Source organism: Pseudomonas sp. MTM4 (assembly GCF_019355055.1).
Classification (GTDB): Bacteria; Pseudomonadota; Gammaproteobacteria; order Pseudomonadales; family Pseudomonadaceae; genus Stutzerimonas.
Genome location: NZ_CP048411.1, coordinates 3,293,000 through 3,318,566 on the forward strand (window position 1 = coordinate 3,293,000; position 25,567 = coordinate 3,318,566).

Annotated in this window: 30 protein-coding genes; 9 read left to right on the forward strand and 21 right to left on the reverse strand. The window is 62.8% G+C overall.

The genetic code is table 11. The annotated features are described in order from the left end of the window. The first annotated feature begins 106 nt into the window (after positions 1-106). Positions 107-802: a carbonic anhydrase gene (locus GYM54_RS15245; protein ID WP_131649404.1), complete on the forward strand. Its 696-nt coding sequence runs from the start codon at positions 107-109 to the stop codon at positions 800-802. 44 nt (positions 803-846) lie between these two features. Here GYM54_RS15245 and GYM54_RS15250 read toward each other — a convergent pair whose 3' ends face one another. After that, positions 847-1,299 carry a thioesterase domain-containing protein gene (locus GYM54_RS15250; protein ID WP_131649405.1) on the reverse strand — a complete coding sequence of 151 codons (453 nt, stop codon included), beginning with the start codon at positions 1,297-1,299 and terminating at the stop codon, positions 847-849. 123 nt (positions 1,300-1,422) lie between these two features. Further along, entirely contained in the window at positions 1,423-1,827 is a 405-nt protein-coding gene (locus tag GYM54_RS15255) for a YkgJ family cysteine cluster protein (RefSeq protein ID WP_181099396.1), read from the reverse strand. Between the two features lie 191 nt (positions 1,828-2,018). Between GYM54_RS15255 and GYM54_RS15260 the strand changes: the two genes are divergently transcribed. The 5 genes from GYM54_RS15260 to GYM54_RS15280 all read left to right on the forward strand — a co-directional run bounded on the left by GYM54_RS15260 (position 2,019) and on the right by GYM54_RS15280 (position 7,184). Beyond that, complete coding sequence (locus GYM54_RS15260) at positions 2,019-4,478, forward strand: glycogen/starch/alpha-glucan phosphorylase (RefSeq protein WP_181099398.1); 2,460 nt, start codon at positions 2,019-2,021, stop codon at positions 4,476-4,478. A 195-nt stretch (positions 4,479-4,673) separates the two neighbouring features. After that, on the forward strand, positions 4,674-5,684 hold the full coding sequence (locus GYM54_RS15265; protein ID WP_131649408.1) for a class 1 fructose-bisphosphatase: 1,011 nt from the start codon (positions 4,674-4,676) through the stop codon (positions 5,682-5,684). 3 nt (positions 5,685-5,687) lie between these two features. Continuing rightward, complete coding sequence (locus GYM54_RS15270) at positions 5,688-6,290, forward strand: DUF924 family protein (RefSeq protein WP_197444859.1); 603 nt, start codon at positions 5,688-5,690, stop codon at positions 6,288-6,290. An 87-nt stretch (positions 6,291-6,377) separates the two neighbouring features. Continuing rightward, positions 6,378-6,632: a hypothetical protein gene (locus GYM54_RS15275; protein ID WP_131649410.1), complete on the forward strand. Its 255-nt coding sequence runs from the start codon at positions 6,378-6,380 to the stop codon at positions 6,630-6,632. A gap of 9 nt (positions 6,633-6,641) precedes the next feature. Next, positions 6,642-7,184 carry a lipocalin family protein gene (locus GYM54_RS15280; protein ID WP_197444860.1) on the forward strand — a complete coding sequence of 181 codons (543 nt, stop codon included), beginning with the start codon at positions 6,642-6,644 and terminating at the stop codon, positions 7,182-7,184. 5 nt (positions 7,185-7,189) lie between these two features. On the opposite strand, the gene GYM54_RS15285 is transcribed toward GYM54_RS15280, so the two are convergent. Next, on the reverse strand, positions 7,190-7,621 hold the full coding sequence (locus GYM54_RS15285; protein WP_197444861.1) for a hypothetical protein: 432 nt from the start codon (positions 7,619-7,621) through the stop codon (positions 7,190-7,192). A gap of 78 nt (positions 7,622-7,699) precedes the next feature. Between GYM54_RS15285 and pip the strand changes: the two genes are divergently transcribed. Continuing rightward, a complete protein-coding gene (gene pip, locus GYM54_RS15290) occupies positions 7,700-8,671 on the forward strand; it encodes a prolyl aminopeptidase (RefSeq protein ID WP_197444862.1) in 972 nt (323 codons plus the stop codon). Continuing rightward, positions 8,671-9,108, forward strand: coding sequence for a D-aminoacyl-tRNA deacylase (gene dtd, locus GYM54_RS15295; protein ID WP_181099408.1), 438 nt, complete (start codon positions 8,671-8,673; stop codon positions 9,106-9,108). The genes pip and dtd overlap by 1 nt, the downstream gene beginning before the upstream one ends. A 203-nt stretch (positions 9,109-9,311) precedes the next feature. On the opposite strand, the gene GYM54_RS15300 is transcribed toward dtd, so the two are convergent. From GYM54_RS15300 to trmL, 16 genes are all read right to left on the reverse strand, one after another. Then, the gene (locus GYM54_RS15300; protein WP_131649415.1) at positions 9,312-9,731 is read right to left on the reverse strand and encodes a UPF0158 family protein; all 420 of its coding nucleotides are present in this window, start codon (positions 9,729-9,731) and stop codon (positions 9,312-9,314) included. 105 nt (positions 9,732-9,836) lie between these two features. Continuing rightward, positions 9,837-10,544 (reverse strand): 16S rRNA (uracil(1498)-N(3))-methyltransferase, encoded by a 708-nt coding sequence (locus GYM54_RS15305; protein ID WP_131649416.1) that lies wholly within the window; start codon positions 10,542-10,544, stop codon positions 9,837-9,839. After that, positions 10,541-11,341, reverse strand: a complete 801-nt coding sequence (gene tatC / locus GYM54_RS15310) for a twin-arginine translocase subunit TatC (RefSeq protein WP_181099409.1) — start codon at positions 11,339-11,341, stop codon at positions 10,541-10,543. Before tatC ends, GYM54_RS15305 begins: the two co-directional genes overlap by 4 nt. Next, positions 11,338-11,727, reverse strand: coding sequence for a Sec-independent protein translocase protein TatB (tatB, locus tag GYM54_RS15315; protein ID WP_181099410.1), 390 nt, complete (start codon positions 11,725-11,727; stop codon positions 11,338-11,340). The genes tatC and tatB overlap by 4 nt, the downstream gene beginning before the upstream one ends. 3 nt (positions 11,728-11,730) lie before the next feature. Next, positions 11,731-11,961, reverse strand: coding sequence for a twin-arginine translocase TatA/TatE family subunit (gene tatA / locus GYM54_RS15320; RefSeq protein ID WP_131649419.1), 231 nt, complete (start codon positions 11,959-11,961; stop codon positions 11,731-11,733). A gap of 24 nt (positions 11,962-11,985) precedes the next feature. Further along, a complete protein-coding gene (locus GYM54_RS15325; RefSeq protein WP_181099411.1) occupies positions 11,986-12,318 on the reverse strand; it encodes a phosphoribosyl-ATP diphosphatase in 333 nt (110 codons plus the stop codon). Continuing rightward, complete coding sequence (hisI, locus tag GYM54_RS15330; RefSeq protein WP_181099412.1) at positions 12,311-12,706, reverse strand: phosphoribosyl-AMP cyclohydrolase; 396 nt, start codon at positions 12,704-12,706, stop codon at positions 12,311-12,313. The genes GYM54_RS15325 and hisI overlap by 8 nt, the downstream gene beginning before the upstream one ends. A 49-nt stretch (positions 12,707-12,755) precedes the next feature. Continuing rightward, positions 12,756-14,366, reverse strand: coding sequence for a ubiquinone biosynthesis regulatory protein kinase UbiB (ubiB, locus tag GYM54_RS15335; RefSeq protein ID WP_181099413.1), 1,611 nt, complete (start codon positions 14,364-14,366; stop codon positions 12,756-12,758). Beyond that, entirely contained in the window at positions 14,363-14,986 is a 624-nt protein-coding gene (locus GYM54_RS15340; RefSeq protein WP_181099415.1) for an SCP2 domain-containing protein, read from the reverse strand. The genes ubiB and GYM54_RS15340 overlap by 4 nt, the downstream gene beginning before the upstream one ends. Next, on the reverse strand, positions 14,986-15,756 hold the full coding sequence (ubiE, locus tag GYM54_RS15345) for a bifunctional demethylmenaquinone methyltransferase/2-methoxy-6-polyprenyl-1,4-benzoquinol methylase UbiE (RefSeq protein ID WP_197444863.1): 771 nt from the start codon (positions 15,754-15,756) through the stop codon (positions 14,986-14,988). Before ubiE ends, GYM54_RS15340 begins: the two co-directional genes overlap by 1 nt. Before the next feature lie 134 nt (positions 15,757-15,890). Continuing rightward, entirely contained in the window at positions 15,891-16,613 is a 723-nt protein-coding gene (locus GYM54_RS15350; RefSeq protein WP_197444864.1) for an alpha/beta fold hydrolase, read from the reverse strand. Between the two features lie 384 nt (positions 16,614-16,997). Continuing rightward, on the reverse strand, positions 16,998-17,372 hold the full coding sequence (locus GYM54_RS15355; RefSeq protein WP_131649426.1) for a gamma-butyrobetaine hydroxylase-like domain-containing protein: 375 nt from the start codon (positions 17,370-17,372) through the stop codon (positions 16,998-17,000). A gap of 100 nt (positions 17,373-17,472) precedes the next feature. Further along, positions 17,473-18,816 (reverse strand): ATP-dependent protease ATPase subunit HslU, encoded by a 1,344-nt coding sequence (hslU, locus tag GYM54_RS15360; protein WP_197444865.1) that lies wholly within the window; start codon positions 18,814-18,816, stop codon positions 17,473-17,475. Between the two features lie 26 nt (positions 18,817-18,842). Beyond that, positions 18,843-19,379 carry an ATP-dependent protease subunit HslV gene (hslV, locus tag GYM54_RS15365; protein WP_197444866.1) on the reverse strand — a complete coding sequence of 179 codons (537 nt, stop codon included), beginning with the start codon at positions 19,377-19,379 and terminating at the stop codon, positions 18,843-18,845. A gap of 173 nt (positions 19,380-19,552) precedes the next feature. After that, positions 19,553-21,916: an FdhF/YdeP family oxidoreductase gene (locus tag GYM54_RS15370; RefSeq protein WP_197444867.1), complete on the reverse strand. Its 2,364-nt coding sequence runs from the start codon at positions 21,914-21,916 to the stop codon at positions 19,553-19,555. 106 nt (positions 21,917-22,022) lie between these two features. Then, the gene (trmL, locus tag GYM54_RS15375) at positions 22,023-22,484 is read right to left on the reverse strand and encodes a tRNA (uridine(34)/cytosine(34)/5-carboxymethylaminomethyluridine(34)-2'-O)-methyltransferase TrmL (RefSeq protein ID WP_181100207.1); all 462 of its coding nucleotides are present in this window, start codon (positions 22,482-22,484) and stop codon (positions 22,023-22,025) included. Here trmL and GYM54_RS15380 point away from each other — a divergent pair. Then, positions 22,483-22,938 (forward strand): hypothetical protein, encoded by a 456-nt coding sequence (locus tag GYM54_RS15380; RefSeq protein WP_197444868.1) that lies wholly within the window; start codon positions 22,483-22,485, stop codon positions 22,936-22,938. The genes trmL and GYM54_RS15380 overlap by 2 nt on opposite strands. A gap of 27 nt (positions 22,939-22,965) precedes the next feature. Here the strand turns inward: GYM54_RS15380 and ntrC are convergent, their stop codons facing one another. Both ntrC and glnL read right to left on the reverse strand, forming a co-directional pair. Beyond that, a complete protein-coding gene (gene ntrC / locus GYM54_RS15385; RefSeq protein WP_131649431.1) occupies positions 22,966-24,402 on the reverse strand; it encodes a nitrogen regulation protein NR(I) in 1,437 nt (478 codons plus the stop codon). After that, positions 24,389-25,480: a nitrogen regulation protein NR(II) gene (gene glnL / locus GYM54_RS15390; RefSeq protein ID WP_131649432.1), complete on the reverse strand. Its 1,092-nt coding sequence runs from the start codon at positions 25,478-25,480 to the stop codon at positions 24,389-24,391. The genes ntrC and glnL overlap by 14 nt, the downstream gene beginning before the upstream one ends. Positions 25,481-25,567: the final 87 nt, after the last annotated feature.

Below are 25,567 nucleotides of genomic sequence, written 5' to 3' on the forward strand. Positions count from 1 at the left end.
TTAAACCCGCAACTGGCGCGTGAGCGCCGGTCCGGTCGGGTCTCGGCGCCCGCTTCGGCACGATCTGCCGGCGCGGGCTCAACCCATACAGAAAGAGATGTCGTACATGAGCCTCGAAGACAAGACGAGCGAAACGGCGCAGGAAGCGCTCGACAACCTGGTCGCGGGCGTCATGCGCTTTCGCGAGGATGTCTATCCGCAGCAGCGCGAGTTGTTCTCCAAACTTGCCCACGAGCAGACGCCGCGGGCTATGTTCATCACCTGCGCCGATTCACGGATTCTCCCGGAGCTGATCACCCAGAGTTCGCCGGGCGATCTGTTCGTGACCCGCAACGTCGGCAATATCGTGCCGCCCTACGGCCAGATGAACGGTGGTGTGTCGACGGCGATCGAGTTCGCCGTGATGGCGCTGGGCGTCAAGCACATCATCATCTGTGGACATTCGGATTGCGGCGCGATGAAAGCGGTGCTCGACCCGTCCGGGCTGGACCGCATGCCGACGGTCAGGGGCTGGCTGCGTCATGCCGAGGTGGCCAGGACCGTGGTAGAAGAGAATTGCGGCTGTGCCGATGACAGCACCTTGCGCATCCTCACCGAGGAAAACGTGCTGGCGCAGCTCGAACACCTGCGCACGCACCCATCGGTAGCGGCACGACTGGCCAGCGGCCAGCTGTTCATTCACGGCTGGCTCTACAACATCGGCACCAGTGAAATCCGCGCCTACGATGCGGCGCGCGGCGAGTTTCGCCTGATCGGCGACGGCCCGCTGCCGATGGCGACGCCCAAATCGCGTTACGTCTGAGGGGTACGGATTGGGCTTCGCAACGAAGCCCAACGGCGCCAGCGCTATTTATGCAAGACGAATTGGCCGGTGAAGCGCACGGCGTCGCGGCCATCGGCTGCGAGAATGCGGCTGTGCAGCGTGAGACGTGAGCGGCCGCGACGCCGGTAGATCGTCTCGAAGCGCTCCCACGCGCCGTCGTCCGGCGCCGAGCAGATCGCCGTCGCGTCATCTACCACCGGTAGCGGATAGTCGATCTGGCCTTCGTGAATGACGATATGGCCGTCTTCGATGCCGGCCTCGCGCAAGCGCAGGTGCAACCAACCCCAGCCAGCCAGCACCGACGCGCAATACAGGCTGCCGCCGAACATGCTGCTCTTGTGGTTGATGTTCGCTTGCAGCGGGACCTTCAGACGCAACTCATGGTTTTCCCACTGATCGACACGCAGGCCCATCGCCCGGGTCAGAGGGATGTCGTGATGCAGAATGGCTTCCAGATAGCGGCTATCGCGGCTCATGCCGGGTGGATTCCTAAACGTTTGCAGATACAGGCAGACGCCAAGCATGACCGCTGAGTCACGATATTGCCAGTTTCCACACGCGCTTTTTGCCGCTGTCAGGATGCCATTCGACGGTTTGCTTCAGCGCGCCGCGCTTTTCTGCTGGTAAGCACAGTAACCGGGGCGCGGGCCGATTCTGGGATGGTTGCGGCAGGTGTCCGGACGCTTGGCGTAGACGGTGCACAGGCGCGTCTTGCGGTCCAGATACAGGCAGTCGCCGTTGGCCAGCCGGGTCAGGGTGAAGATGCCATGCTTCTGATTGAAGTGCTCGACGATGCCCGCTTTGCTCAGGCGTTTGGCAGCGCTCTTCAGCGGCTCGTCACGTTCGAAGGCATCGACTACTTCCAGGCGAATCAGGTCGTCGATGCGCACTTCGACCGGTAGCGTGCAGCAAGTGGCGTGGCAGTCGCGACACAGCCCGTTGCTGTAGCGGGCCCAGGTTTCCAGGCGGTCGGGGTCGGCGGAGGCGATCAGGCGTGTCTTCACGGAGGCGGTATCGGTAATGGCGGCGCGCGATCATAACGACCCTGGGTTGAATTTCCAGCGAATCCGACGAGTCGAACGCCGGACAGACGGTCGCGCAGATTCAACTGAAACCTGCAAACCTGTCTGCATTGCCCTTTGCCGAGGTGGCCTGTGCTGCCATGAACCCCTTCCCAGCTCCATGAGGTCTGTCCATGTCGCAAGAACCCACTGCTCCTGACGCCGATGCTGTCGCAGCCTTCCGCAATTCGATCATCAGCAAGCTGACCTATTCGATCGGCAAAGACCCGGAGCATGCGTCCGATCACGACTGGTTCGAAGCGGTCGCGCTGGCTACGCGCGATCGCATGATCGATCAATGGATGGACCGTACGCGCGAGGGTTATCGGGAGGGCAAGAAGCGGGTTTATTACCTCTCGCTGGAATTTCTCATCGGACGTTTGCTCACCGACAGCCTGAGCAACCTCGGCCTGCTCGACGTTGCGCGCGAAGCCCTGGCGGATGTCGATGTGGATTTCGACCACATCCGCCTGACCGAGCCGGATGCGGCGTTGGGCAACGGCGGCCTGGGCCGGTTGGCGGCCTGCTTCATGGAAAGTATGGCGACGCTGGGCATCGCCGCCCATGGTTACGGGATTCGCTACGATCATGGTCTGTTTCGCCAGGCCATCGTCGACGGCTGGCAGCACGAGCAGACCGAAACCTGGTTGAATTTCGGCAATCCGTGGGAGTTCGAGCGGCCCGAAGTCAGCTATCTGATCGGCTTTGGCGGTAGCGTCACGGCCATGCCGCACGACGCAGCCGGGCAGGAACAGCCCAAGCACTTCTGGCATTGGGCCGAAGGCGTGCGCGCGATTGCCTACGACACGCCGGTGGTCGGCTGGCGCGGGGCGAGCGTCAATACGCTGCGCCTGTGGCGCGCCCGCGCCGAGGCGGATTTCCATCTGGAGCGCTTCAATGCCGGCGACCATATCGGTGCCGTCGCCGAAGAAGCCCGCGCCGAAAGCATCTCGCGCGTGCTGTATCCGGCCGACAGCACCGAGGCCGGTCAGGAGCTGCGTCTGCGCCAGGAATATTTCTTCGTCGCGGCCTCGCTGCAGGACCTGCTGCGGCGGCATCTGGATCAGCGTGGCACCTTGATGAATCTGCCGGAATTCGCCGCCATCCAGCTCAACGATACCCATCCGGCCATCGCCGTGGCGGAGCTGATGCGGCTGCTGGTCGATGTGCACGATATCCCTTGGCGCAAGGCCTGGGAGCTGACCGTCAATACGCTGTCCTATACCAACCACACCCTGCTGCCGGAGGCGCTGGAAACCTGGCCGGTGGGGCTGATGGAGCGCCTGCTGCCGCGACATATGCAAATCATCTACCTGATCAATGCCCAGCACCTCGATGCGTTGCGCGAGCGCGGTATTCATGACCTGGACCTGCTGCGTTCGGTCTCGTTGATCGAAGAAGGGCATGGCCGCCGGGTGCGCATGGGTAACCTCGCGTTCCTCGGTTCGCACTGCATCAATGGCGTGTCGGCGCTGCACACCGGGTTGATGCGCGAGACGGTGTTCACCGATCTGCATTCGCTGTACCCCGAGCGGATCAGCAACAAGACCAACGGCATCACCTTCCGCCGCTGGCTGTACCAGTCCAACCCGCAATTGACCCGGCTGCTCGTCGAGCATGTCGGCGAAGAATTGCTCGATGCGCCGGAAACGGTGCTGCGCCAGCTAGAACCCTATGCCGATCAACCGGATTTCCGCGCGCGCTTTGCCGCCCAGCGGCTGAACAACAAGCAGCTGCTGGCGCGCATGATCCAGGAGCGGCTGGGCATCAGCGTCGACCCGAACGCGCTGTTCGACGTGCACGTCAAGCGCATCCACGAGTACAAGCGACAGTTGCTCAATCTGCTGCACACCGTGGCGCTGTACCAGGCGATCCGCTCCGATCCGGGCCGCAACTGGGTGCCGCGCGTGAAGATTTTTGCCGGCAAGGCGGCGGCTAGTTACCACACGGCCAAACTGATCATCAAATTGACCAACGACATCGCACGGACCATCAACGATGACCCGACGGTGCGCGGCTTGCTCAAGGTGGTGTTCCTGCCCAACTACAACGTCAGTCTGGCCGAGCGCATCATCCCGGCAGCGGATCTGTCCGAGCAGATTTCCACTGCGGGACTGGAGGCTTCGGGCACCAGCAACATGAAGTTCGCCCTCAACGGCGCGCTGACCATCGGCACGCTCGATGGCGCGAACGTGGAAATGTCTGAGCAGATCGGACGCGAGCACATGTTCATCTTCGGCATGACCGCGCAGGAGGTCGAGGCGCGCAAGCAGGCCAACGAGTACAACGCCGAGGCGATCATCATCGACTCTCCGCGCCTCAACGAAGTGCTCATGGCGATTCGCAACGGCGCATTTTCGGCTGACGACCCCGGTCGTTACACAGCGCTGATCGACGGTCTGAAATGGCACGACACCTTCATGGTTTGCGCCGACTTCGAGGCCTATTGGCAGGCGCAGCTGGAAGTCGAAGCGCGTTGGAGCGATGCCGACAGCTGGTGGCGTTCCGCCGTGCTCAATACAGCGCGTACGGGCTGGTTCTCCTCGGATCGGACCATTCGTGAGTATGCCGAGGAGATCTGGAAGGTGCTCTGAGCACTAGTGCATGGTGCTGCTGCCTCGAAGGCGATCGCAGGGTCGCCAAACCCGCGCCAGAGCGGCTGAGAGGCTGCGCCTGCAGGCACTTTGCCGTTGCGCTGAACTCTGTGGTCTCAGGGCAGGTCTGAGGCAGGGTTAGTTTCCCCTCGGCCTGCTAAACTGCGCGGGTTTTTCATCCTCCGGAGCCATTCCATGTCACGCGTAACCCTGAGTCGCTACCTGATCGAGCAGACCCGCAGCAACAACACCCCGGCGGACCTGCGCTTCCTAATTGAGGTAGTGGCCCGAGCGTGCAAAGAAATCAGCCACGCCGTGTCCAAGGGCGCGCTAGGCGGCGTGCTCGGCAGCGCTGACAGCGAGAACATCCAGGGCGAAGTGCAGAAGAAGCTCGACGTGTTGTCCAACGAAATCCTGCTTGAGGCCAACGAGTGGGGCGGCCACCTGGCTGGCATGGCGTCGGAAGAAATGGACAACGCCTACCAGATTCCCGGCAAATACCCCAAGGGCGCCTACCTGTTGGTCTTCGACCCGCTGGACGGCTCCAGCAACATTGACGTCAACGTTTCGGTTGGCACCATCTTCTCGGTGCTGCGCTGCCCGGGCGAATGTTTCACGCAGAACGATGCGCTCGGCGAAGAAGCATTCCTCCAGCCCGGCACCAAGCAGGTCGCTGCCGGCTATGCCATCTACGGCCCGCAGACCATGCTGATCCTGACGCTGGGCAACGGTGTCATGGGCTTTACCCTGGACCGCGAACTGGGCAGCTTCGTCCTGTCCCACGAGAACCTGCGCGTACCCGAGTCGACGGCCGAGTTCGCCATCAACATGTCCAACCAGCGTCACTGGGAGCCGCCGGTGCAGCGCTACGTCAGCGAGTTGCTGGCCGGGGCCGAAGGCCCGCTGGGCAAGAACTACAACATGCGCTGGATCGCCTCGATGGTGGCCGACGTGCATCGTATCCTGACCCGCGGCGGCATCTTCATGTACCCGCGTGATGCCCGTGAGCCGGGCAAGGCGGGCAAGCTGCGCCTGATGTACGAAGCCAATCCGATGTCCTTCATCATCGAGCAGGCCGGCGGTGCCGCCACCACAGGCACGCAGCGCATCCTCGATGTCCAGCCGACTTCGCTGCACCAGCGCGTCCCTGTCTTCCTCGGCTCCAAGGAAGAGGTCGAGCGCGCCACCGGCTACCACCAGGACTGACCGGTGCAGGCGCCCTGGCTGGATTTGCTGAATTGGTGGTTCGGCCAGGGCGCCACTGTTGGCGAAATCGCCCGGCAGAAGCACGGATTGTGGTTCGGCTACAAGCCCGAACAGGACGCCGAGGCGCGTGATCGCTTCGGCGATCTGACCGACCAGGCGCTGGCTGGCGGGTTGGGCCACTGGACCGAATCGCCGCACGGTTGGCTCGCGCTGGTGCTGCTGCTCGATCAGCTCCCCCGCATGATCTACCGCGGAACGCCGCGTGCATTCGCCGGGGACGAGCGAGCCCTGCAGTTAGTTCGCGAGGGCATGGCGCATGGCGGCGATGTACTGCTTACGCCGATTCAGCGGGTATTCATCTATCTGGTTCTCGAGCACGCGGAAAGCCTGCAGACGCAGGAGCACGCCGTTGCGCAATTCCAGATGCTCCACGGGCTCGTCGCGCCCGAAGACCGAAAGCTGTTCGCCGACTTCCTCGATTTTGCGGAACGCCATCGTGATGTGATTGCCCGGTTCGGTCGCTTTCCCCATCGCAACGATACGCTCTGTCGCCAAACCACCGAGGCCGAGCAGGCCTTTCTGGCCGAGCCCGGCTCACGTTTCTAGCGGCAGCGAGGAACCTCCCCGCCCGTTCGCTTCCTAACCTCCATCAGCCGGGCGCGGCCAGGCGCCGTTTGAATCAAGGAAACTGTCATGTCGTTGCGTCATTTGTCATTGCTTGCTCTGGTCGTATTGCTGACGGCCTGCAGTCCGGTCACCCAGGAGAATTTCGCCAAGCTGAAAGCCGGCATGCCCCGCGCGGAAGTTGAAGAATTACTCGGCAAGCCCGGTGAGTGTGCTGGCGCGCTGGGCATGTCCAGCTGCACCTGGGGGCAGAAGAACCGTTTCATCAGCATTCAGTTTGCCGGCGACAAGGTGATGATGTTTTCCGGCCAAGGCCTGAAATAAGGAGCACCTATGCGTTATCTCATAGCTCTGTGTTGCGCGTTGTTAGTCACAGGATGCGCGGGTTCGCGGAATGTCGAAGGGCCGGAGACGGTCGGGCAGGTCGACCTGCAGCGCTATCAGGGAACCTGGTATGAGCTGGCGCGGCTGCCGATGTTTTTCCAGCGCAACTGTGTGCGTTCCGAAGCTGAATATCGGTTGCAGGATGACGGCAGCGTGGCGGTGACCAACCGCTGCGAAACCGCTGAAGGCGAGTGGCAGCAGGTCCAGGGTCAGGCAGTGCCCCAGCAGGCTGGCAAGACTGACAAGCTCTGGGTGCGCTTCGATAACTGGTTCAGCAATCTGTTTCCGGGACTGACCAAAGGGCATTACTGGATTCTCTACCTCGACGAGGGCTACGACGTGGCGCTGGTGGGCAGTCCGGATCGCGATTACCTGTGGCTGCTCTCGCGCGAAAAAGAAGTCGACGCGACAACGCGCGACAGGCTGCTCGCCGAGGCCCGCGAGCGTGGCTATGACGTCGGCGAATTGATATGGCGCGGCGAGTCGTCCTGACTCGGTTATTCCCAGTCCAGCCGCGCTAGCAGCCACTCGCCGTCCTCGCGCCACCATTCGAGTCTGACGTGGTAATGCCCGACGCGTTGGGGCAGCCAACGCTCGGCGCCGGTCAGTGCTACCTGGGCTTCGCTGTAGCCTTTGTCCGAATAGGTCGGATCGATCCAGCTCTGGGAATTCAGCGCTATCACCCGCACGTTGGTGTGACGCAGGAACATTAGGCCGGCCGTGCGCCGAACCCAGTCTCGGTCGAGATTCTGATTGGCGCGAAACTCCGGATGTATCCGCGCCATCAGGTCGCCGTTGTCCTTGTTTTCGATGCTTTCCTGTAGCGATTGCGCGGCCATTTCAAGCGCCGCCTGCGGATCGTCGCGGCCGCAACCGGCCAGCAGCAGGGCCAGGGCCGCGATAGCGATGGCTAATTTCCATACGGGCATGCCGAACCTCTCGAACCTCGTTATGATGCCGGAAACGTCAGGCGGGTCTAAGCCCGCGCACCGATCATGGAGTGTGCCATGCAGACCTTGTATCCGGAGATCAAACCCTACGCCCGGCACGAGCTGGCGGTCGACCAACCGCATGTGCTTTACGTGGACGAGAGTGGATCACCGGAGGGCCTGCCCGTGGTATTCGTGCATGGCGGCCCAGGCGGTGGCTGTGACGCCCTGAGCCGACGTTTCTTCGATCCCAACCTGTACCGCATCATCACCTTCGATCAGCGTGGCTGTGGCCGCTCGACTCCACATGCGAGCCTGGAAAACAACACCACCGCACACCTTATCGCCGACATGGAGCGGATTCGTGAACATCTCGGCATCGACAAATGGGTGCTGTTCGGTGGGTCCTGGGGCTCAACCTTGTCGCTGGCCTACGCTCAGGCATTTCCCGAACATGTGCACGCGCTGATCCTGCGCGGCATTTTCCTCTGCCGGCCGAAGGAGTTCCACTGGTTCTACCAGGAAGGCGCCAGCCGATTGTTTCCGGACTACTGGCAGGATTTTCTTGCGCCGATCCCGCCGGAAGAGCGGGGCGATCTGATGCAGGCTTACTACAGGCGTTTGACGGGCAGCGACCAGATCGCCCAGATGCACGCCGCCAAGGCCTGGTCCTGCTGGGAAGGCCGTACCGCCACGCTGAGGCCCAACACCCAGGTCGTCGATCGTTTCTCCGACACCCATCGGGCGCTGGCGATGGCGCGCATCGAGTGCCATTACTTCGTCAACGATGCTTTCCTCGAGCCCGATCAACTGCTGCGTGACATGCACAAGATTGCCCATCTTCCGGGGATCATCGTGCATGGACGCTATGACGTCATCTGCCCGCTGGAAAACGCCTGGGAACTGCACGAAGCATGGCCGAACAGCGAGTTGCAGATCATTCGCGAAGCGGGTCACTCTGCAGCGGAGTCGGGTATCTGTGATGCTCTGGTGCGTGCCGCCGCGGACATCGCCCACCGCTTGCTCGATCTGCCGCTCGAGGAAGCCTGATGAAGGCATTGATCCAGCGCGTGCGGCAGGCGCGGGTCGAGGTGGCGGGCGAAGTGGTCGGCGCCATCGACCAGGGCCTGCTGGTGCTGGTCGGCGTCGAACGTGAAGATGACCATGCTCGGGCCGACAAGCTGTTGCACAAGCTGCTGCGCTATCGCGTTTTCAGCGACGAGCAGGGCCGGATGAATCGCTCGTTGACGGACATTGGTGGCGGTCTGCTGATGGTCTCCCAGTTCACCCTGGCTGCGGATACCGGTAGCGGTCTTCGGCCCAGTTTTTCCAGCGCGGCATCGCCGCAGCTCGGCGAAGAGCTCTACGACTACCTGCTAGCGCAGGCACGGCGTCAGCATTCGCCGGTCGCCAGCGGGCGTTTCGGGGCCGATATGCAGGTCCATCTGCTAAACGATGGGCCGGTGACCTTTCTGTTGGAGAGCTGAGTGTCGGAAAGCTGGCTCGTGGATGAGGCGGCCCTCTGTGCTTCACTTCGCTCCGCCCCTCACCCCAACCCTCTCCCCAGCGGGGAGAGGGAGACAAGCCGGGTGGCAAGCGCCGTAAGGGCATGCCCACATCGCAGCAGCCACTCTTCCTTTGGAAGAAGCTTGGTGAGGGAGCGGCCATACCAGCTGGTACCGAGAAAAGGCTAGCGCCCCGAGGGCTCCAGTCCGTTGTCGTGCAGCCAGGTGATGGCGTATTCGCGTAGCTGAACGGCCTGATAGTCCAGCCAGGCCTGGCGCACCGCGGGGAAATCCTCCAGTTTGAAATCGAAGGTTCGCAAAGGCTTGCGGCCTGTCAATGCGTCGCTGAGCATCGCATGAGCGATGGGGTCATGCTGAGTGAACAGAAACGCTTCGCGCATCGCGATCGACTCGGCAAGCCCGAGGGGTTCGATATGCAGAAAGCGGTCCTCCTGCACTTCGTATTTTTCGTTCACGCCCGGCGCGGTTTCGCCGGGAAATACCGCGCGGATTTGGCCGGACTCCAGATCGAGGTAATGTTCGCTGGCGTCGCGGTTATCCAGCGCGTATTCCAGCCGGTGAAGATCGATGGTCAAAGGGCGCATGGCAGCTACTGCTTTTGGGGTTCAGTAGCTCTGACCCACATGCTCCGGATGCGTGCATTACGTTCATCGGTACTGCATCGCCACGCGACGTACGTGCCGGCTTTGTCAGAACAGGCGCGCCAGCAGCGCACTGACGGCGGTTTCCACTCGCAGGATGCGCGCGCCCAGCTGAACAGGTTGCAGACCTGCTTCGCTGAGCTTGTCGATTTCGTAGGGTATCCAGCCGCCTTCCGGACCGATGGCCAGCGTCACCGATTCGGTGATGGCGCGTGGACAGTCCGGATAGTTGCCCGGATGCCCGACCAGACCGCGAGTACCGGCGGCCAGTTGTGGCAATCGATCCTCGACGAAGGGCTTGAAGCGCTTCTCGATACTCACATCCGGAAGCACGGTATCGCGTGCTTGCTCCAGCCCGAGCAGCAGCTGCTCGCGAATGGCGGCCGGTTCAAGGAAAGGGGTTTGCCAGAAGCTCTTTTCCACGCGATAACTGTTGAGCAGCACCAACCGCGGTACGCCCATGCAGGCGACGGTTTGCAGTACACGGCGGAGCATTTTCGGTCTTGGCAGCGCCAGCAGCAGGGTGATCGGCAGTTTGGCCGGCGGCGGTTGATTCAGCTCGACCTCGAGCTCCGCCTCATTGGCATCCAGCCGCAGCAAGCGGCCCTGGCCCATTTCGCCGCCGAGCAGGCCAACGCGCAGATGCTCCCCTGCCTCGGCACGGTGAACCTCTCGAATATGCGTGAGACGGCGATCATGTAGAACCACACGATTGGCGGCCACGAAATCGGCCGCCTCCAGCAGCAGCAGGTTCATGGTCGAGGCGTAGGCGATTGGTCGCTGGGGTGCGGTTGGTCGTCTTCGGCATCGCCGCGGAACTCTTCACGTTTCTTGACCATGCTGCCGCAGATCAGCCCGGCCTCGAACAGCAGCCACATCGGTATGGCAAGTAGCGCTTGGGAAAACACGTCGGGCGGCGTCAGCACCATCCCAACGACAAAGCAGCCGACGATCACGTAGGGACGGCTTTTGCGCAAGGTGGCAACGTCGACGATGCCGACCCAGATCAGCAGGAAGGTTGCCACCGGAATCTCGAAGGCCACGCCAAAGGCGAAGAACAGCGTCAGCACGAAATCCAGGTACTGGCCGATGTCGGTCATCATCGCCACGCCCTCGGGCGTCACGCTGGCGAAGAAGCCGAACATGATAGGAAACACCACGAAGTAGGCGAACGCCATGCCGCCGTAGAACAGGAAGATGCTGGAAATCAGCAGTGGGATGGCGATGCGCTTTTCGTGTTTGTAAAGGCCGGGGGCGATGAACCCCCAGATCTGATGCAGGATCACCGGCATCGAGAGGAACAGCGCCACCATCATTGTCAGCTTGAACGGCGTGAGGAATGGCGAGGCCACGCCGGTGGCGATCATCGTCGCCCCTTCCGGCAGATAGGCGCGTAACGGTGCGGCAACCAGGGAGTAGATCTGCTGGGAAAAGTAGAACAAAGCGCCGAACAGCAGCAGGATCGCCACCACGCAGCGAAGCAGGCGCTTGCGCAGTTCCGTCAGGTGGGCAACTAGCGGCATTTCCTGATCATCGATGGAGGTATTGCTCATGGCTCGGCGGGTCGGTCCGGTCGTGGTGCGGGGGTGGTTTCGGCGGGTTTGGGCTCGGCCGTTGGTGCGTCGATCACGTTGGCGTCAGGCGGTGGCGTTGCCGATTGTGGACTGGGCTTGGCCGGGGCGCTGGGCGAGCTCGGCGGCATGATGCTCTGCTTCATCTCGCGTTCGAGATCGAGAATGCGCTCGTTGTGCAGCTGCCGACGAATCTCATCGGCGCCGATTTCGCGTTCGACCTCGGCCTTGATGTTGGCGAAGCTGCGCTTGGCCCGGCCGATCCAAAGACCGGCGGTGCGCACCGCGCCGGGCAGGCGCTCTGGACCCAGGACGAACAGCGCTACCAGGCCGACCAGCAGCAGTTCGGTGAAGCCGATATCGAACATGCCTTAGTTCTTCTTCGTCGGATCTTCGACTTTGCGGGCCTCGGCATCGATGGTGTGGCTCTGCTTTTCTTCGACGCTGGGCTTTTCCTCATCGGTGCCCATCGATTTGCGGAAGCCCTTGATGGCGTCACCCAGATCCGACCCCAGGCCCTTGAGGCGCTTGGTACCGAAGAGCATGACCACAATGAGCAGAACGATCAGGAGTTGCCAGATGCTGATTCCACCAAAACCCATGCTGCAGTACTCCGAAGTTGACTATCAGGATTGTGGGCGCGCGGCTTTTTCCGCATGCCCGGAGAGACCGAATCGCCGGTCGAGTTCGTCCAGTACCGCCTGTGGATGCTGATCCAGCGCGGCCAGCATCACCAGACTGTGAAACCACAGATCAGCGGTCTCATAGATCAGCTCGCTGGCATCGCCGCTGATGGCGGCATCCTTGGCGGCCAGGATGGTTTCCACCGACTCTTCGCCGACTTTCTCGAGAATCTTGTTCAGACCCTTGTGGTAGAGGCTGGCCACATAGGAGCTGTCCGCCACCGCACCCTTGCGGGCTTCCAGCACCTCGGCCAGGCGGGCAAGGGTGTCACTCATGTCGGTGCTCCGCATAGATCGCGTGGGGATCCTTGAGGATCGGTTCGACGGTTTTCCAGTCGCCGTTCTCGAAGACCCGATAAAAGCAGCTTTCACGTCCGGTATGGCAGGCGATGCCACCGATCTGCTCGACCATCAGCACGATGACGTCGGCATCGCAGTCCAGGCGCAGTTCATGCAGTTTCTGCACATGACCGGACTCCTCGCCCTTGCGCCACAGCTTGCCACGCGAACGTGACCAGTAGATGGCGCGGTTCTCCGTCGCGGTCAGCGTCAGGGCCTCGCGATTCATCCAGGCCATCATCAGGATGCGCCCGGTCCTGTAGTCCTGTGCAATCGCCGGGACCAGGCCATCGGCATTCCAGTTGATTTCGTCCAGCCAGTTCATCGGCGTCTCCGTGCAATGCGTCAAGTTTGCCAGCCTCGCCGACCGCTGGCTATCGGCGTACGACGATGAACAGGCCGGCCGCCAGCATCATCCAGGCCGGCCAAGCAGCGGCGGCTGTGAAAGTCTCGGCTCCGGCTGCCAGTACCGCGCCGCCAGCCAGCAGCGATGCGCCAATCAGTCGCAGCGGCCAGCCGTGGTGACGTTCGCGCCAGGGCGGTGCGGGATTGTTGGCATGGGGCTGCGACATGTGCTCGAGCAGCTCGCGGGTCATGCCGGCCAGATGCGGCAATTGCTCTATCTGCGCGTGTGCGTTTTTCAGCAACTGCATGGGACTCATGCGTTCGCGCATCCAGCGCTCAAGGTAAGGCTGGCCGGTGGACCACAGGTCCAGTTCGGGATACAGCTCGCGGCCCAGCCCTTCGATGTTCAGCAGGGTCTTCTGCAACAGCACCAGCTGCGGCTGGACCTCCATATTGAAGCGCCGCGCTACTTGGAAGAGGCGCACCAGCAACTGACCGAAGGAGATGTCCTTCAGCGGCTTCTCGAAGATCGGCTCGCAGACGGTACGGATCGCTGCTTCGAACTCGTTGACCTTGGTTTCCGCCGGCACCCAGCCCGAATCGATGTGCAGCTGCGCGACCTTGCGGTAGTCGCGCTTGAAGAAAGCCATCAGGTTGCGCGCCAGGTAATCCTGATCTTCAGGCGTCAGGCTGCCGACGATGCCGAAGTCCACCGCGATGTACTGCGGGTTCCACGGCTGGTGAGTGCTGACGAAAATATTGCCGGGATGCATGTCGGCGTGGAAGAAGCTGTCACGAAAGACTTGGGTGAAGAAGATTTCCACGCCGCGCTCGGCCAACTGTTTCATGTCCGTGCGCTGTTCGGCCAGGCGCTTCATATCGGTCACCGGCACACCGTAGATGCGCTCCATGACCAGCACCTGCGGGCGGCACAGGTCCCAGTAGACCTGCGGTATGTAAAGCAGCGGTGAGCCCTGGAAGTTGCGCTTGAGCTGACTAGCATTGGCCGCTTCGCGCAACAGATCGAGCTCGTCGTAGATGGTCTTGGCGTAGTCGTCGACCACCTCCACCAAGTGCAGGCGGCGCGCTTCGGTAGACGCGCGCTCGGCAGTCTTGGCCAGCAGGAACAACCAGGCGATGTCCTGGCTGATGATCGGCCGCAGATTCGGCCGGACCACCTTGACCACCACTTCTTCGCCGCTGCGCAGCTTGGCGGCGTGGACCTGCGCGACCGAGGCGGAGGCCAGCGGTTTGCTGTCGAAACGGGCGAAGATCTCGCCGACCGATGCGCCCAACTGTCGCTCGATCAGGGCGATGGCGACGGCCGAATCGAACGGCGGTACGCGGTCCTGCAGCATCGCCAGTTCCTCGGCGATATCCAGCGGCAACAGGTCGCGGCGGGTCGAGAGAATCTGGCCGAACTTGATGAAGATCGGCCCCAGGCCTTCCAGCGCTAGGCGCAGGCGCGCGCCGCGGGATAGCACGCTGCGGCGCCGTGGCAGCCAGCGCCAGGGCAGCAGATAGCTGGAGGTGCGTAGCCACCAGGGCATCGGCAGGTCGAGGATGATGTCGTCCAGGCGGTAGCGGATCACCACCAGCAGGATGCGGAACAGGCGGCGGGTGGCGGCGAACAGCTTCATTCGGCTTGGTCTGGTTTCAGAGATTGGTTGAGCCGCTCGACTCGGGCTTCGAGTCGGTCGAGGATGAGTTTGAGTCGGTCGAGTTCAGCGAAGCGGGCTTCGGCCTCGGCCATGCCGACCAGCGTTCGGGACTCTTCGCTGAGGTAGTCGGCGAGGTTCTGGCGCAGGCTTTCAGCGCTTTGCCGTGCCCAGGCGGTCTGGCCGCGCACGCCGGAGCCAAGAAGCTGAGCGCCGACCGGACCGAGCCAGCGTGAGACTTCGTATTCCCAGTCCAGCTCGAGATCCTGCAGTACTTCGGCAAGGCTCATCAGCAGCGCACTGTCGCCCTCGATCTCGACGTCCGGGCCGTGCAGGATCGCGGTCTTGTTGCGGCTGGTCGCCAGACGCAGCAGGCTTGCGGCTGGCGCGCGCAGACGGCAATCGGCCTCGCGGCCCCAGTCGCCAGCCAGCCGCAGCCCTTCGCCATCGGCCAGCACGAACAGGCGCCAGGCGGGCGTCGTGCAGTCGATTTCGATGACGCGACCGCTCAGTCGGGCCAACCGCGGCAATGCGGTAGGGTCCAGGCGCAGGACGCGGTTGATGCCGCGCTCGGCCGCGGCCAGCAGGGCAGCGCGCAACATCAGGGCTTGATGCCGCGATGCAGGGCGACGATGCCGCCGGTCATGTTGTGATAGGTCACGCGCTCGAAGCCGGCGTTGGCCATCATGCCCTTGAGGGTTTCCTGGTCCGGATGCATGCGGATCGATTCGGCCAGGTAGCGGTAGCTCTCCGAGTCATTGGTGATCAACTTGCCCATCATCGGCAGCAGGCTGAACGAGTAGGCATCGTACGCCTTGGAGAACAGCTGGTTGGTGGGTTTGGAGAACTCCAGCACCAGCAGCCGCCCGCCGGGCTTGAGCACCCGCAGTATGGAGGCGATGGCGTCTTCCTTGTGGGTGACGTTGCGCAGGCCGAAGGCGATGGTGACCACGTCGAAGTGGTTGTCCGGGAAGGGCAGCTTCTCGGCATCGGCCTGGACGAACTTGACGTTGCCAGCCACGCCCTTGTCCAGCAGTTTGTCACGCCCGACCTTGAGCATCGAGGCGTTGATGTCAGCCAGCACCACTTCGCCAGTGGTGCCGACGAGGCGCGAGAACTGCCGGGTCAGGTCCCCGGTGCCGCCTGCGATATCCAACACGCGATTGCCGGGGCGCACGCCGGACAGCTCGATGGTGAAACGCTTCCAGAGGCGATGCACGCCGCCGGACATCAGGTCGTTCATCAGGTCGTACTTGGCGGCCACGGAATGGAAAACCTCGGCCACCTTGTGCGCTTTCTCGCTCTCCGGCACGTTCTTGTAGCCGAAGTGGGTGATGGGCTCTGCGTCATGCTCTTTGCGGGGATCGGTCATGTCACTGTCACCGGAAGAATGTGCGGGGCATTCTAAACCTAAAAGGCTGCGGTGAGCTTCAAGCGGCAAGCCTCAAAAGATTTGTCCGATGGGCTCGGTCGCTGTGCCGGCCTTGCAGACAATGCCGCCTGCGCTCAGTGGCAACTCCGCTCCAGGAACGCCCGCGACAGGCGCGCCACTTCATCGAGGTGGGTTTCCAGCAGCCAATGACCGCCATCCTCGAACAGGTGCAGCTCGGCGTTCGGTAAGTCGCGCAGGTAGGCTTTTGCCGACCCCTCGGGCATGTAGCCGTCGCGAGGACCCCAGACGATCAGAGTGGGCGGCTGATGGTCGCGCAGGTAGGCCTGATAACGGGGAAACCAGGCTAGGTTCTCCTTGAGCCCGGCGATCACCTGCACCGTGATTTCCTTGCGACGCGGTGTCATCAGTGCCCAATGCAGGTGCCACAGATCCGGCGGGATGCATTTGGCTAGCTCCGGCTCCACCTCGTTGAGAAATTCTTCCTTGAAGCCTTCGAAGCTGACGGCGTCGGCCAGCCCGGCGCGCGCCTGCGGGGTCGGGTTGGCGAAGAAGCTTTGCAGCGCGGCGTACTTGGGGCCCAGTTGGTCCTCGTAGATGTCGCCGTTCTGCAGGATCAGCGCGGCAATGCGCTGCGGCTGGGCGATGGCCAGGCGCAGACCGATCTGCGAACCGAAGTCGCGCAGATAGAGTGCGAAGCGCTCTACGCCCAGGCGGCGGGTGAAGCGATCGAGGAAGTCGGCGTAGCCGTCGAAATCGTAGGCGAAGTCGTTCGGCGTCGCGCTGTAACCGCAGCCTGGGAAATCCGGCGCGAGCAGCCGCCAGCGGTCGGCAAGCAACGGCCCTGAATTCGTAGGACGAGCAAGGGTAACCGTGAGGCAGTAGAACCACAGGTGCGTCCTGCGGCCCGGCGGCGCGGTAGAAGACGTCGATACCATCTAGGTCGAGATGGTGGTGGGTAACACGGTGGGCAGGCATGGCGAAGGCTCCCGGTAGTCGTATGTGGCGGGTCTGTTGACTACGTTCGAACCTGAGCTTTGACCGCGCGCGCGTCGGCGCGCTCATCAGTTGTGCTGCCATTGGGCGGGAAGGTTAGGGTGGCCACGAACACGGCTAAGTGGCTGCCGTGGGGGCGCGCAGCTGGAGAAAGCGGGTGGGTTGAAACCCGGCGAGCGAGTGTTACTTCGGCAGTTGGCTGCAGCGCAACGCAGCCAATCAGCCGTTCAAAGCATCAGCTTGACCGGCGAGATATCCGGGTCGCGGGATTTACCAGCTGCGGCCAGCGCCTGGAGGTATTCGTCCCAAAGTTGCTGCTGGTTGCGCGACAGATGGTCGAGGTATTCCCAGCTGTAAAGGCCGCTGTCGTGGCCGTCGCTGAAAGTCAGCTTCAGCGCGTACTGTCCGGCAGGTTCCACACCTTCCAGCGCAACGTTGATCTTGCCGGTCTGCAGGATCGGATTGCCATGGCCTTGGACTTCGGCGGACGGCGAATTCACCCGTAGGAATTCGGCCGGCAGGCTGTAGCGCTCGTCGGTGCCGTATTCCAGCTCCAGGGTTTTCGAAGCCTTGCGGAGTTTGATCTGAGTGGGGATGCGCATGGGCATACTCCGTATGAGCTTGAAGCCGAAGCCTGTCTGCTGCTGAACAGGTTGTGCCGCACCGTTCTTCCAGCTTCTGGCTCCCAGCTCCCAGCTGCCTTTAAAGGATATACCGCGACAGATCTTCGTCTTCCGCCAGCTCGCCCAGGTGCTCGTTGACGTAGGCGGTGTCGATGCGGATCGGCTCGCCGTTCTGCTGCCCCGCCAGGTCGCCAGCGCTGAAGGAGACTTCTTCCAGCAGGCGTTCGAGCAGGGTATGCAGACGGCGGGCGCCGATGTTCTCGGTCTTCTCATTGACCTGCCAGGCGATCTCTGCGAGACGCTTGATGCCGTCCTCGGCGAATTCTATATGCAGCCCTTCGGTCTTCAGCAGCTCGCGGTACTGCTCGGTGAGCGAGGCGTGCGGTTCGGTGAGGATACGCTCGAAGTCTTCCGGCGACAGGGCTTTGAGTTCCACTCGGATCGGCAGGCGACCCTGCAGTTCCGGCACCAGATCGCTGGGCTTGGACAGGTGGAAAGCGCCGCTGGCGATAAACAGAATGTGGTCGGTCTTGACCATGCCCAGCTTGGTGTTGACCGTGCTGCCCTCGATCAGCGGCAACAGGTCGCGCTGCACGCCCTCGCGGGACACATCGGCGCCGCTGGTGTTGCCGCGCTTGGCCACCTTGTCGATTTCGTCGATGAAGACGATGCCGTTCTGCTCCACCGCTTCCAGCGCGCGGGCCTTGAGTTCTTCCTCGTTGACTAGGCGCGCCGCTTCCTCGTCCCGCACCAGCTTGAACGCGTCCTTGATCTTCAGCTTGCGGCTTTTCTTCTTGCCCTTACCCATATTGGAGAACAGGTTCTGCAACTGGCTGGTCATTTCCTCCATGCCGGGCGGGGCCATGATCTCAACGCCCGCCGGGCTGTCGGCGACTTCGATGTCGATTTCCTTGTCGTCCAGCTGGCCCTCGCGCAGACGCTTGCGGAATAGCTGGCGGGTGTTGGAATCGCTGCTCTGCACCGGCTCCTCGCTGAAACCGACCGGGCGCGCCTGGGGCAGCAGGGCATCGAGGATGCGCTCCTCGGCGGCGTCTTCGGCGCGGTGCTGCATCTTCTGCACTTCCTGTTCACGCAGCATCTTCAATGCGGCGTCGGCCAAATCGCGGATGATCGACTCAACGTCGCGGCCGACATAGCCGACTTCGGTGAATTTGGTCGCTTCCACCTTGATGAAGGGCGCGTTGGCCAGCTTGGCCAGGCGACGGGCGATCTCGGTCTTGCCGACGCCGGTCGGGCCGATCATCAGGATGTTCTTCGGCGTGACTTCCGGACGCAGTTCGGCGGAGAGCTGCATGCGCCGCCAGCGGTTGCGCAGGGCGATGGCGACGGCACGCTTGGCGTCGTCCTGGCCGATGATGTGGCGGTTGAGTTCGTGGACGATTTCGCGGGGCGTCATGGACATGTTCGGTACTCCGGAAGCGGACGCGCTCAGATGGCGCTATCCAGTTCCTCTATGGTCAGGTTCTGATTGGTGAAGACGCAGATGCTGCCGGCAATGTTCAGCGCGGTCTCGGCGATGTCCTGGGCGGACATGTCATCGCCGCCCTTGCGCAGCAGCGCCATGGCCGCCGCCTGGGCGAAACCGCCGCCGGAGCCCATAGCGATCAGGTCGTCCTCGGGCTGCACTACGTCGCCATTGCCGGTGATGATCAGGGATGCGTCCTTGTTAGCCACGGCGAGCATGGCTTCCAGGCGGCTCAGGGAACGGTCGGTACGCCAGTCCTTGGCCAGCTCGACGGCGGCGCGCACCAGATGGCCCTGGTGTTTTTCCAACTGGCCCTCGAAGCGCTCGAAAAGGGTGAAGGCGTCGGCGGTGGCACCGGCGAAACCGGCCAGCACCTGGCCGTGGTAGAGGCGGCGGACTTTCTTGGCGTTGCCCTTCATGACGGTATTGCCCAGGGAAACCTGGCCGTCGCCGCCCATGACGACTTTGCCGTTGCGGCGCACTGAAACGATGGTGGTCAAGGAAAATTCTCCACGCGGCGGGGCGATGAATGCCCGAATGCGGTTGATATGGGGGAGGGCAACGCGCTTTTCAACCGGCCATGTTTCCGTCCGGCGGCCAGGAATCGTAAAGCTTCTATCGTGGGAGCGGTCCGCTGCTGCGGCGAAGGGAGGCGGCCCGAATCTAGCTCAAGTCAGGCCGCGCCAATCCCTGTCGGTGGGTTGGGCTCGACGGGCACGCTGGAAGCTCGAGTCGCGGCGATGACCTTGCGCAAACGCACCGGAATCGATTTCGCCGCTGGCACCTTGCTGCGTTTGGCGTGGTGCCAGACCGGCAGCAGCACGTTGCACTCGGGGTAGTAGCCGGCGCAGCAGCCTTCGGGGATGTCGTAGGGCGTTACGCGCAATGGCCCAACCGCACGATGCACGCCATCGTCCACCTCGGTCACTGCCTCGATCTGATCACCTTCGGCCAGGCCCAGGCGGACGATGTCGTTGCGGTTCATCATGATCACCGCGCGCGTGCCGTGGATACCGCGAAAGCGGTCGTTGTAGCCGTAGACGGTGGTGTTGAACTGATCGTTGCTGCGCAGCGTCATCAGTTGCAGCACGTCGTGCCGCTCATGGCCGCCTTCTTCGGTATCGGGGTCTGCCGCCAGCTCCGGCGGATTGATGAAGTTGGCTTTGCCGGTTTCGGTGTCCCACTGGCGCTGGCTGGCGCCTAGAGGCCGATGGAAGCCGCCCGGCTCCATCATGCGCACGTTGAAGTCATGGAATATATCGGGATAGCTCTCGGCGATGGCATTGCGGATCAAATCGTAGTTACCGACCCAGGCGTTCCAATCGAGATTTGGATTATCCACCAGCGCGGCCTTGGCCAGCCGCGCAACGATGGCCGGCTCGGATAGCAGCAGCTCGCCGGCCGGCTCGGCTGCCCCGCGCCAGGCGCGGATGCAGCCGGTGCTGTCCTCGGTGGTGTGGCGTTGCTCGCCAGTGGCCTGGCGGTCGATCTCGGTGCGGCCCAGGCACGGCAGGATGTACGACACTTCACCAACGATCAGGTGATTGCGGTTGAGCTTGGTCGACACCTGCACCGACAGGCGCAGCCTGCGCCAGGCCGGTTCGATCTGCGAAGTATCGGGCACCGCGCGGGTGAAATTGCCGCCCAGGGCGACGAAGCCCTTGATACTGCCGTCGAGGATGCCTTCGCAGGCTTCCACCGTATTCACGCCATCCTCGCTCGGCGACTCGAAGCCGAACTGCCGGCGCAGATTATCGGCGGGCACCTTCGCCGCCTTTTCGGTGATGCCCACGGTGCGCTGGCCCTGCACGTTGGAATGCCCCCGCACCGGCAGGATGCCGGCGCCTTCCTTGCCCATATTGCCGCGCAGCAAAAGCAGGTTGACCAGCATCTGCACCGCCTCCACGCCATGGCGGTGCTGGGTGATGCCCATGCCGTAGGCTACGATCACGCGCTGGCAACTGGCGTAGGCGGTGGCGGCGGCTTCCATCGCTGCGCGGCTGAGGCCCGAACGGCGCTCCAGCACTGGCCAGGCATAGCCGCGTACGCGCTGTTCGAAAGCCTCGAAGCCGTGGGTGTGCTGCGCGATGAAATCGACGTCGAGCACCCGCGGTTTACTCGCCGCTTGCGCCTCGTCATCCATGGCGAACAGCGCCTTGCAGACCCCGGTGATCGCGGCGATATCCCCACCGATCGCCAGCTGATGATATTGGGTGCTGATCACCGTGCTGTCCGGTGTAAGCATTTCCCTGGGTGATTGCGGATCGACGAAGCGCTCCAGCCCGCGTTCGCGAATCGGATTGAAGGTGACGATCTCGGCGCCGCGCTCGCGGGCTTCCTGCAGTTCGTGGAGCATGCGCGGGCTGGAGGTGCCGGTGTTCTGGCCAAAGAAGAACAGGCCGTCAGTCTTTTCCATGTCGTTCAGGGTGACGGTCGCCACGGGCACGCCGATGCTCTCCGGCAACGCCACCGAGGTGCTTTCGTGGCACATGTTAGAGCTGTCCGGCAGGTTGTTGGTGCCGTACATCCGTGCCAGCACGCCATACATGTAGGCGGTTTCCAGCGAGGCACGACCGGACATGTAGAAGACCACCTGGTTGGGGTCGGCCATGGCTTTCAGTTCCTGGCCGATCTCGGCGAAGGCCTCGTCCCAGCTGACTGGTTTGTACTGGTCGCTGGCGGCGTCGTAGCGCATGGGATGGGTCAGGCGGCCTTGGTGCTCCAGATCGAAGTCGGTCCAGTTGAGCAATTCACGCACTGTGTGGGCGGCGAAGAAATCCGGGCCGCAGCGACGGCTGGTGTTCTCCCAGGCGGTGGCCTTGGCGCCGTTCTCGCAGAACGACAGTGGCCGCGACGGGTGAGGCTTGGCCCAAGCACAACTGACACAGGCGAAGCCATCGATGGGTTTGTTCTGTTTGAGCAACAGCGAGGCGCCGGCTAACGGAATCTTCTCGCGGATCAGGATATTGGCGACTGAATAGGCCGAGCCCCAGCCGCCGGATGGTGCGTGGTAGGGCTTGAAGGTTGGCTGGCTCACGTCGATCTCCTGTGCTCTTGTTATGGAGGCGCATGAAGTTACGACGTGAGGACCAAGTGATCGTTCACCCCTATCGGTACAAGGGTTATACGGCTTGTTACAGGCCTTATTGCAACGCGAAATCCAGCTGGCGCCAGGCTTCGTAGACGGCCACCGCCACGGTGTTGGAAAGGTTCAGGCTGCGGCTGTCGGGCCGCATCGGCAGGCGCAGGCGCCTTTCATTGGGCTGTGCGTCGCGGATTTCCGGCGGCAGCCCGCGGCTTTCCGGGCCGAACAGGAAGGCATCGCCGCGCTGGAACTGCACTTGATGAAAAGGCTGCGAGCCTTTGGTGGTGAACGCGAACAGGCGTGTCTGGCCGATGCTCGCCAGGCAGCTGTCCAGATCAGCGTGGCGTTGCAACGGCGCATATTCGTGGTAATCCAAGCCCGCCCGGCGCAGACGCTTGTCGTCCAGTTCGAAGCCCAGGGGTTCGATCAGGTGCAGGCTGCAGCCGGCATTGGCGCAGAGCCTGATAATGTTGCCGGTATTCGGCGGAATTTCCGGCTGGAAAAGGATCACATGGAACATGCGCATCACCGACTCTGAAAACGACCGGCATTCTACTGCGGCAGGCGACCCTGCGCCGCACGATCCGCTACCTCGTTTGCGTCGGCGCTTTTTCGCAGCGCTGGTGCTGATCGGGCTGCTGGTGGGCGCCATGATTGGGCGGGTCACGGCGCCCGGGCCGGTGCAGTTGCTGCGTGCCGAGCCTATCGCCGGTGGGCTGCAGCTGTGGTTCGATCGCGAGCCGGAGCTCTACAGCCAGGACGTGGATGGGGCGGTGGGCATGTTGTTCCAGGCGCAGGGCAGCGCCGAGGACGGACGGCTTGATATTGGCGGCACCAACGTCGGCTGGCGCCTGCAAACGACTGAGAACGGATTATTGCTGCACTTCGTGGCGACCAGACCGTTGGTGGCCGAGTCGGATGGCCAGGAAGTCGACGGTGACTGGCGGCTAGACGTGCGGGTCGCGCCGCGCTGATGGCGCAATCCGGTACGTATCGGTCGGTCAGTTGTCCTCGCCTTCGTCGTCCTCGCCACCGTCCACGCCCATCCCCAGCTCTTTGATCTTGCGCGTCAGGGTGTTGCGACCCCAACCCAACAGCAAAGCCGCGTCGCGTCGCCGTCCGGCGGTGTGGCGCAGGGCCGTTTCGATCATGATCCGCTCGAATGCCGGCACCGCCTCGTCGAGCAAGCCTGATTGGCCGCGTGCCAGCGCCAGATCGGCCCATTGATGCAGCGCCTGTTCCCAGTTATGGGCCGGTAGGGCGTCGGCAGGCTGATTGAGCAGCTCCGGCGGCAAATCGCTCACATGTACCTCGCGTCCCGAGGCCATGACCGTGATCCAGCGACAGGTGTTCTCCAGCTGACGCACGTTGCCGGGCCATGGCAGGTTCTGCAGATATTCCTCGGTCTCGCTCTTGAGCAGCTTGGTCTCGACGGCCAACTCCTGCGCGGCCCTGGCGAGAAAGTGCTGCGCGAGCGTGGGAATGTCTTGGCGTCGATCGGCCAGACGCGGGATGTGAATGCGAATGACGTTCAGGCGGTGGAACAGGTCTTCGCGAAACTTGCCGGCCTGTACCAGCGTTTCCAGGTCCTGATGCGTTGCGGCAATGATGCGCACATCGACGCGAACCGGCGTATGACCACCAACTCGGTAAAACTCGCCGTCGGCGAGCACGCGCAGCAGGCGGGTCTGGGTGTCGGCCGGCATGTCGCCGATCTCGTCGAGAAACAGGGTGCCGCCATCGGCCTGTTCGAACCGCCCACGGCGTTGGTTGGCGGCGCCGGTAAAGGAGCCTTTTTCGTGGCCGAATAGCTCCGACTCCATCAGGTCCTTGGGAATCGCCGCCATGTTCAGCGCGATGAACGGGGAAGCGGCACGCGGGCTGTGGCGATGCAGGGCATGGGCGACCAGTTCCTTGCCGGTGCCCGACTCGCCGTTGATCAGCACGGTGATGTTGGAGTGGCTGAGGCGACCGATGGCGCGAAAGACCTCCTGCATCGCCGGCGCCTCGCCGATGATTTCCGGCGTGTGGTGGCGGCTGACGGGCTCCTTGAGCTGCTCCTGTTCCTGCGCGTGCTGGTGGGCGCGCTTGACCAGCGACACCGCATCGTCGACATCGAATGGCTTGGGCAGGTATTCGAATGCGCCGCCCTGGTAGGACGCCACCGCGCTGTCGAGGTCCGAGTGGGCGGTCATGATGATCACCGGCAGACGCGGATAGTGCTCGCGAATCTGCGACAGCAGGTCCAAGCCACTGATACCCGGCATGCGGATGTCGGAAATGATCACATCCGGTTGCTGCCGCGCCAGTCGGCTCAGCATGCCATCGGCGCTGTCGAAGCTCTGCGTGGCCATGCCTTCCTGCTGCAGCGCCTTTTCCAGCACCCAGCGGATGGAGCGATCATCGTCGACGATCCAGACGTTTTCACTTTGGCTCATGCTGATGGGCTCCTTGTTCCAGCGGCAGGAAGATCGAGAACGCGGTGTGCCCCGGATGGCTCTCGCATTCGATCAGGCCCTGATGCTGACTGATGATGTTCTGGGTGATCGCCAGCCCGAGGCCGGTGCCATCGGGACGCCCGCTGACCATTGGGTAGAAAAGCGTGTTCTGCAGTTCGGCGGGGATGCCCGGGCCGTTGTCGATGATTTCGATGCGCGTCACCAGGCGGTGGCGGACGTGCCCGATGGTAAACTGACGCAGTGTGCGGGTACGCAATGTCAGGCGGCCTAACCCCAGTTCCGTCTGGCCGGCAAGTGCCTGCATGGCGTTGCGCATGATGTTGAGCACGGCCTGGATCACCTGCTCGCGGTCGAGCAGCACCTCGGGAATGCTCGGGTCGTAGTCTCGCACCAAAATGAGGCGGCCTTGGCTTTCTGCTTCGATCAGGCTGGCGACATGTTCGAGCACTTCGTGAATGTTGGTCATCGTCAGGGATGGCAGCTTGTTCGAGCCGAGCATCCGGTCGACCAGGTTCCGCAGGCGGTCGGCCTCTTCGATGATTACCTCGGTGTAGTCCTTCAGGTGTTCCTCGGGCAACTCCCGCGCGAGCAGTTGCGCCGCGCCACGGATGCCGCCGAGCGGGTTCTTGATCTCGTGGGCCAGGCCGCGGACCAACATTCGGGTGGTCTCGTGGGTGGACAGTTGCGCTTCTTCCTTGGTGATGCGCAGCAGTCGATCACGCGGCAGCACCTCCAGCAACAGCATGGTTTCCTGGCGGGTCAGCATCGGCGTGACCGCGTAATCCACGGTCAGCGTCTGGCCGTTGGTAGAGGTCAGCGTTGCCTCGCGCTTGGTAAAGGGGTGCGCCTGTTCGACAGCCTGGCGCAGGGCCGCCAGCGCTTCGGGCGACTCGGTGAAAAGTTCGCTGATGAACTGGCCGTGGCTACGCTGGCCACTAACCGCCAGGAGCATCTCCGCTGCCGGATTCATGTATTCCAGACGCAAGCGCGAGTCGAGCAGCAGGGTCGCGGTGGTCAGGTTTTCGATCAGCAGGCGCTGTATGGCTTCGTTGATCATGGCTGTCTGCATCCGATAGGTCGTACGGGAAATGCAAGAAGCAAACCAAAGCGCCCTTTTTTACACAGGCGCCATTTGCCCGGACGC

Bases quoted from the DNA above. Each gene is read 5' to 3' on its own strand.
- GYM54_RS15265 (WP_131649408.1), top strand. From the start codon at position 4,674: ATGTCACGCGTAACCCTGAGTCGCTACCTGATCGAGCAGACCCGCAGC.
- GYM54_RS15305 (WP_131649416.1), bottom strand. From the start codon at position 10,544: ATGAACCTGCTGCTGCTGGAGGCGGCCGATTTCGTGGCCGCCAATCGT.
- dtd (WP_181099408.1), top strand. From the start codon at position 8,671: ATGAAGGCATTGATCCAGCGCGTGCGGCAGGCGCGGGTCGAGGTGGCG.
- hslU (WP_197444865.1), bottom strand. From the start codon at position 18,816: ATGTCCATGACGCCCCGCGAAATCGTCCACGAACTCAACCGCCACATC.
- hisI (WP_181099412.1), bottom strand. From the start codon at position 12,706: ATGAACTGGCTGGACGAAATCAACTGGAATGCCGATGGCCTGGTCCCG.
- pip (WP_197444862.1), top strand. From the start codon at position 7,700: ATGCAGACCTTGTATCCGGAGATCAAACCCTACGCCCGGCACGAGCTG.
- GYM54_RS15245 (WP_131649404.1), top strand. From the start codon at position 107: ATGAGCCTCGAAGACAAGACGAGCGAAACGGCGCAGGAAGCGCTCGAC.
- tatB (WP_181099410.1), bottom strand. From the start codon at position 11,727: ATGTTCGATATCGGCTTCACCGAACTGCTGCTGGTCGGCCTGGTAGCG.
- trmL (WP_181100207.1), bottom strand. From the start codon at position 22,484: ATGTTCCATGTGATCCTTTTCCAGCCGGAAATTCCGCCGAATACCGGC.
- GYM54_RS15380 (WP_197444868.1), top strand. From the start codon at position 22,483: ATGCGCATCACCGACTCTGAAAACGACCGGCATTCTACTGCGGCAGGC.
- glnL (WP_131649432.1), bottom strand. From the start codon at position 25,480: ATGATCAACGAAGCCATACAGCGCCTGCTGATCGAAAACCTGACCACC.
- GYM54_RS15340 (WP_181099415.1), bottom strand. From the start codon at position 14,986: ATGTTGCGCGCTGCCCTGCTGGCCGCGGCCGAGCGCGGCATCAACCGC.
- GYM54_RS15275 (WP_131649410.1), top strand. From the start codon at position 6,378: ATGTCGTTGCGTCATTTGTCATTGCTTGCTCTGGTCGTATTGCTGACG.
- ubiB (WP_181099413.1), bottom strand. From the start codon at position 14,366: ATGAAGCTGTTCGCCGCCACCCGCCGCCTGTTCCGCATCCTGCTGGTG.
- GYM54_RS15355 (WP_131649426.1), bottom strand. From the start codon at position 17,372: ATGCGCATCCCCACTCAGATCAAACTCCGCAAGGCTTCGAAAACCCTG.
- GYM54_RS15280 (WP_197444860.1), top strand. From the start codon at position 6,642: ATGCGTTATCTCATAGCTCTGTGTTGCGCGTTGTTAGTCACAGGATGC.
- GYM54_RS15285 (WP_197444861.1), bottom strand. From the start codon at position 7,621: ATGCCCGTATGGAAATTAGCCATCGCTATCGCGGCCCTGGCCCTGCTG.
- GYM54_RS15300 (WP_131649415.1), bottom strand. From the start codon at position 9,731: ATGCGCCCTTTGACCATCGATCTTCACCGGCTGGAATACGCGCTGGAT.
- tatA (WP_131649419.1), bottom strand. From the start codon at position 11,961: ATGGGTTTTGGTGGAATCAGCATCTGGCAACTCCTGATCGTTCTGCTC.
- ntrC (WP_131649431.1), bottom strand. From the start codon at position 24,402: ATGAGCCAAAGTGAAAACGTCTGGATCGTCGACGATGATCGCTCCATC.
- GYM54_RS15325 (WP_181099411.1), bottom strand. From the start codon at position 12,318: ATGAGTGACACCCTTGCCCGCCTGGCCGAGGTGCTGGAAGCCCGCAAG.
- tatC (WP_181099409.1), bottom strand. From the start codon at position 11,341: ATGAGCAATACCTCCATCGATGATCAGGAAATGCCGCTAGTTGCCCAC.
- GYM54_RS15250 (WP_131649405.1), bottom strand. From the start codon at position 1,299: ATGAGCCGCGATAGCCGCTATCTGGAAGCCATTCTGCATCACGACATC.
- ubiE (WP_197444863.1), bottom strand. From the start codon at position 15,756: ATGACCGATCCCCGCAAAGAGCATGACGCAGAGCCCATCACCCACTTC.
- GYM54_RS15260 (WP_181099398.1), top strand. From the start codon at position 2,019: ATGTCGCAAGAACCCACTGCTCCTGACGCCGATGCTGTCGCAGCCTTC.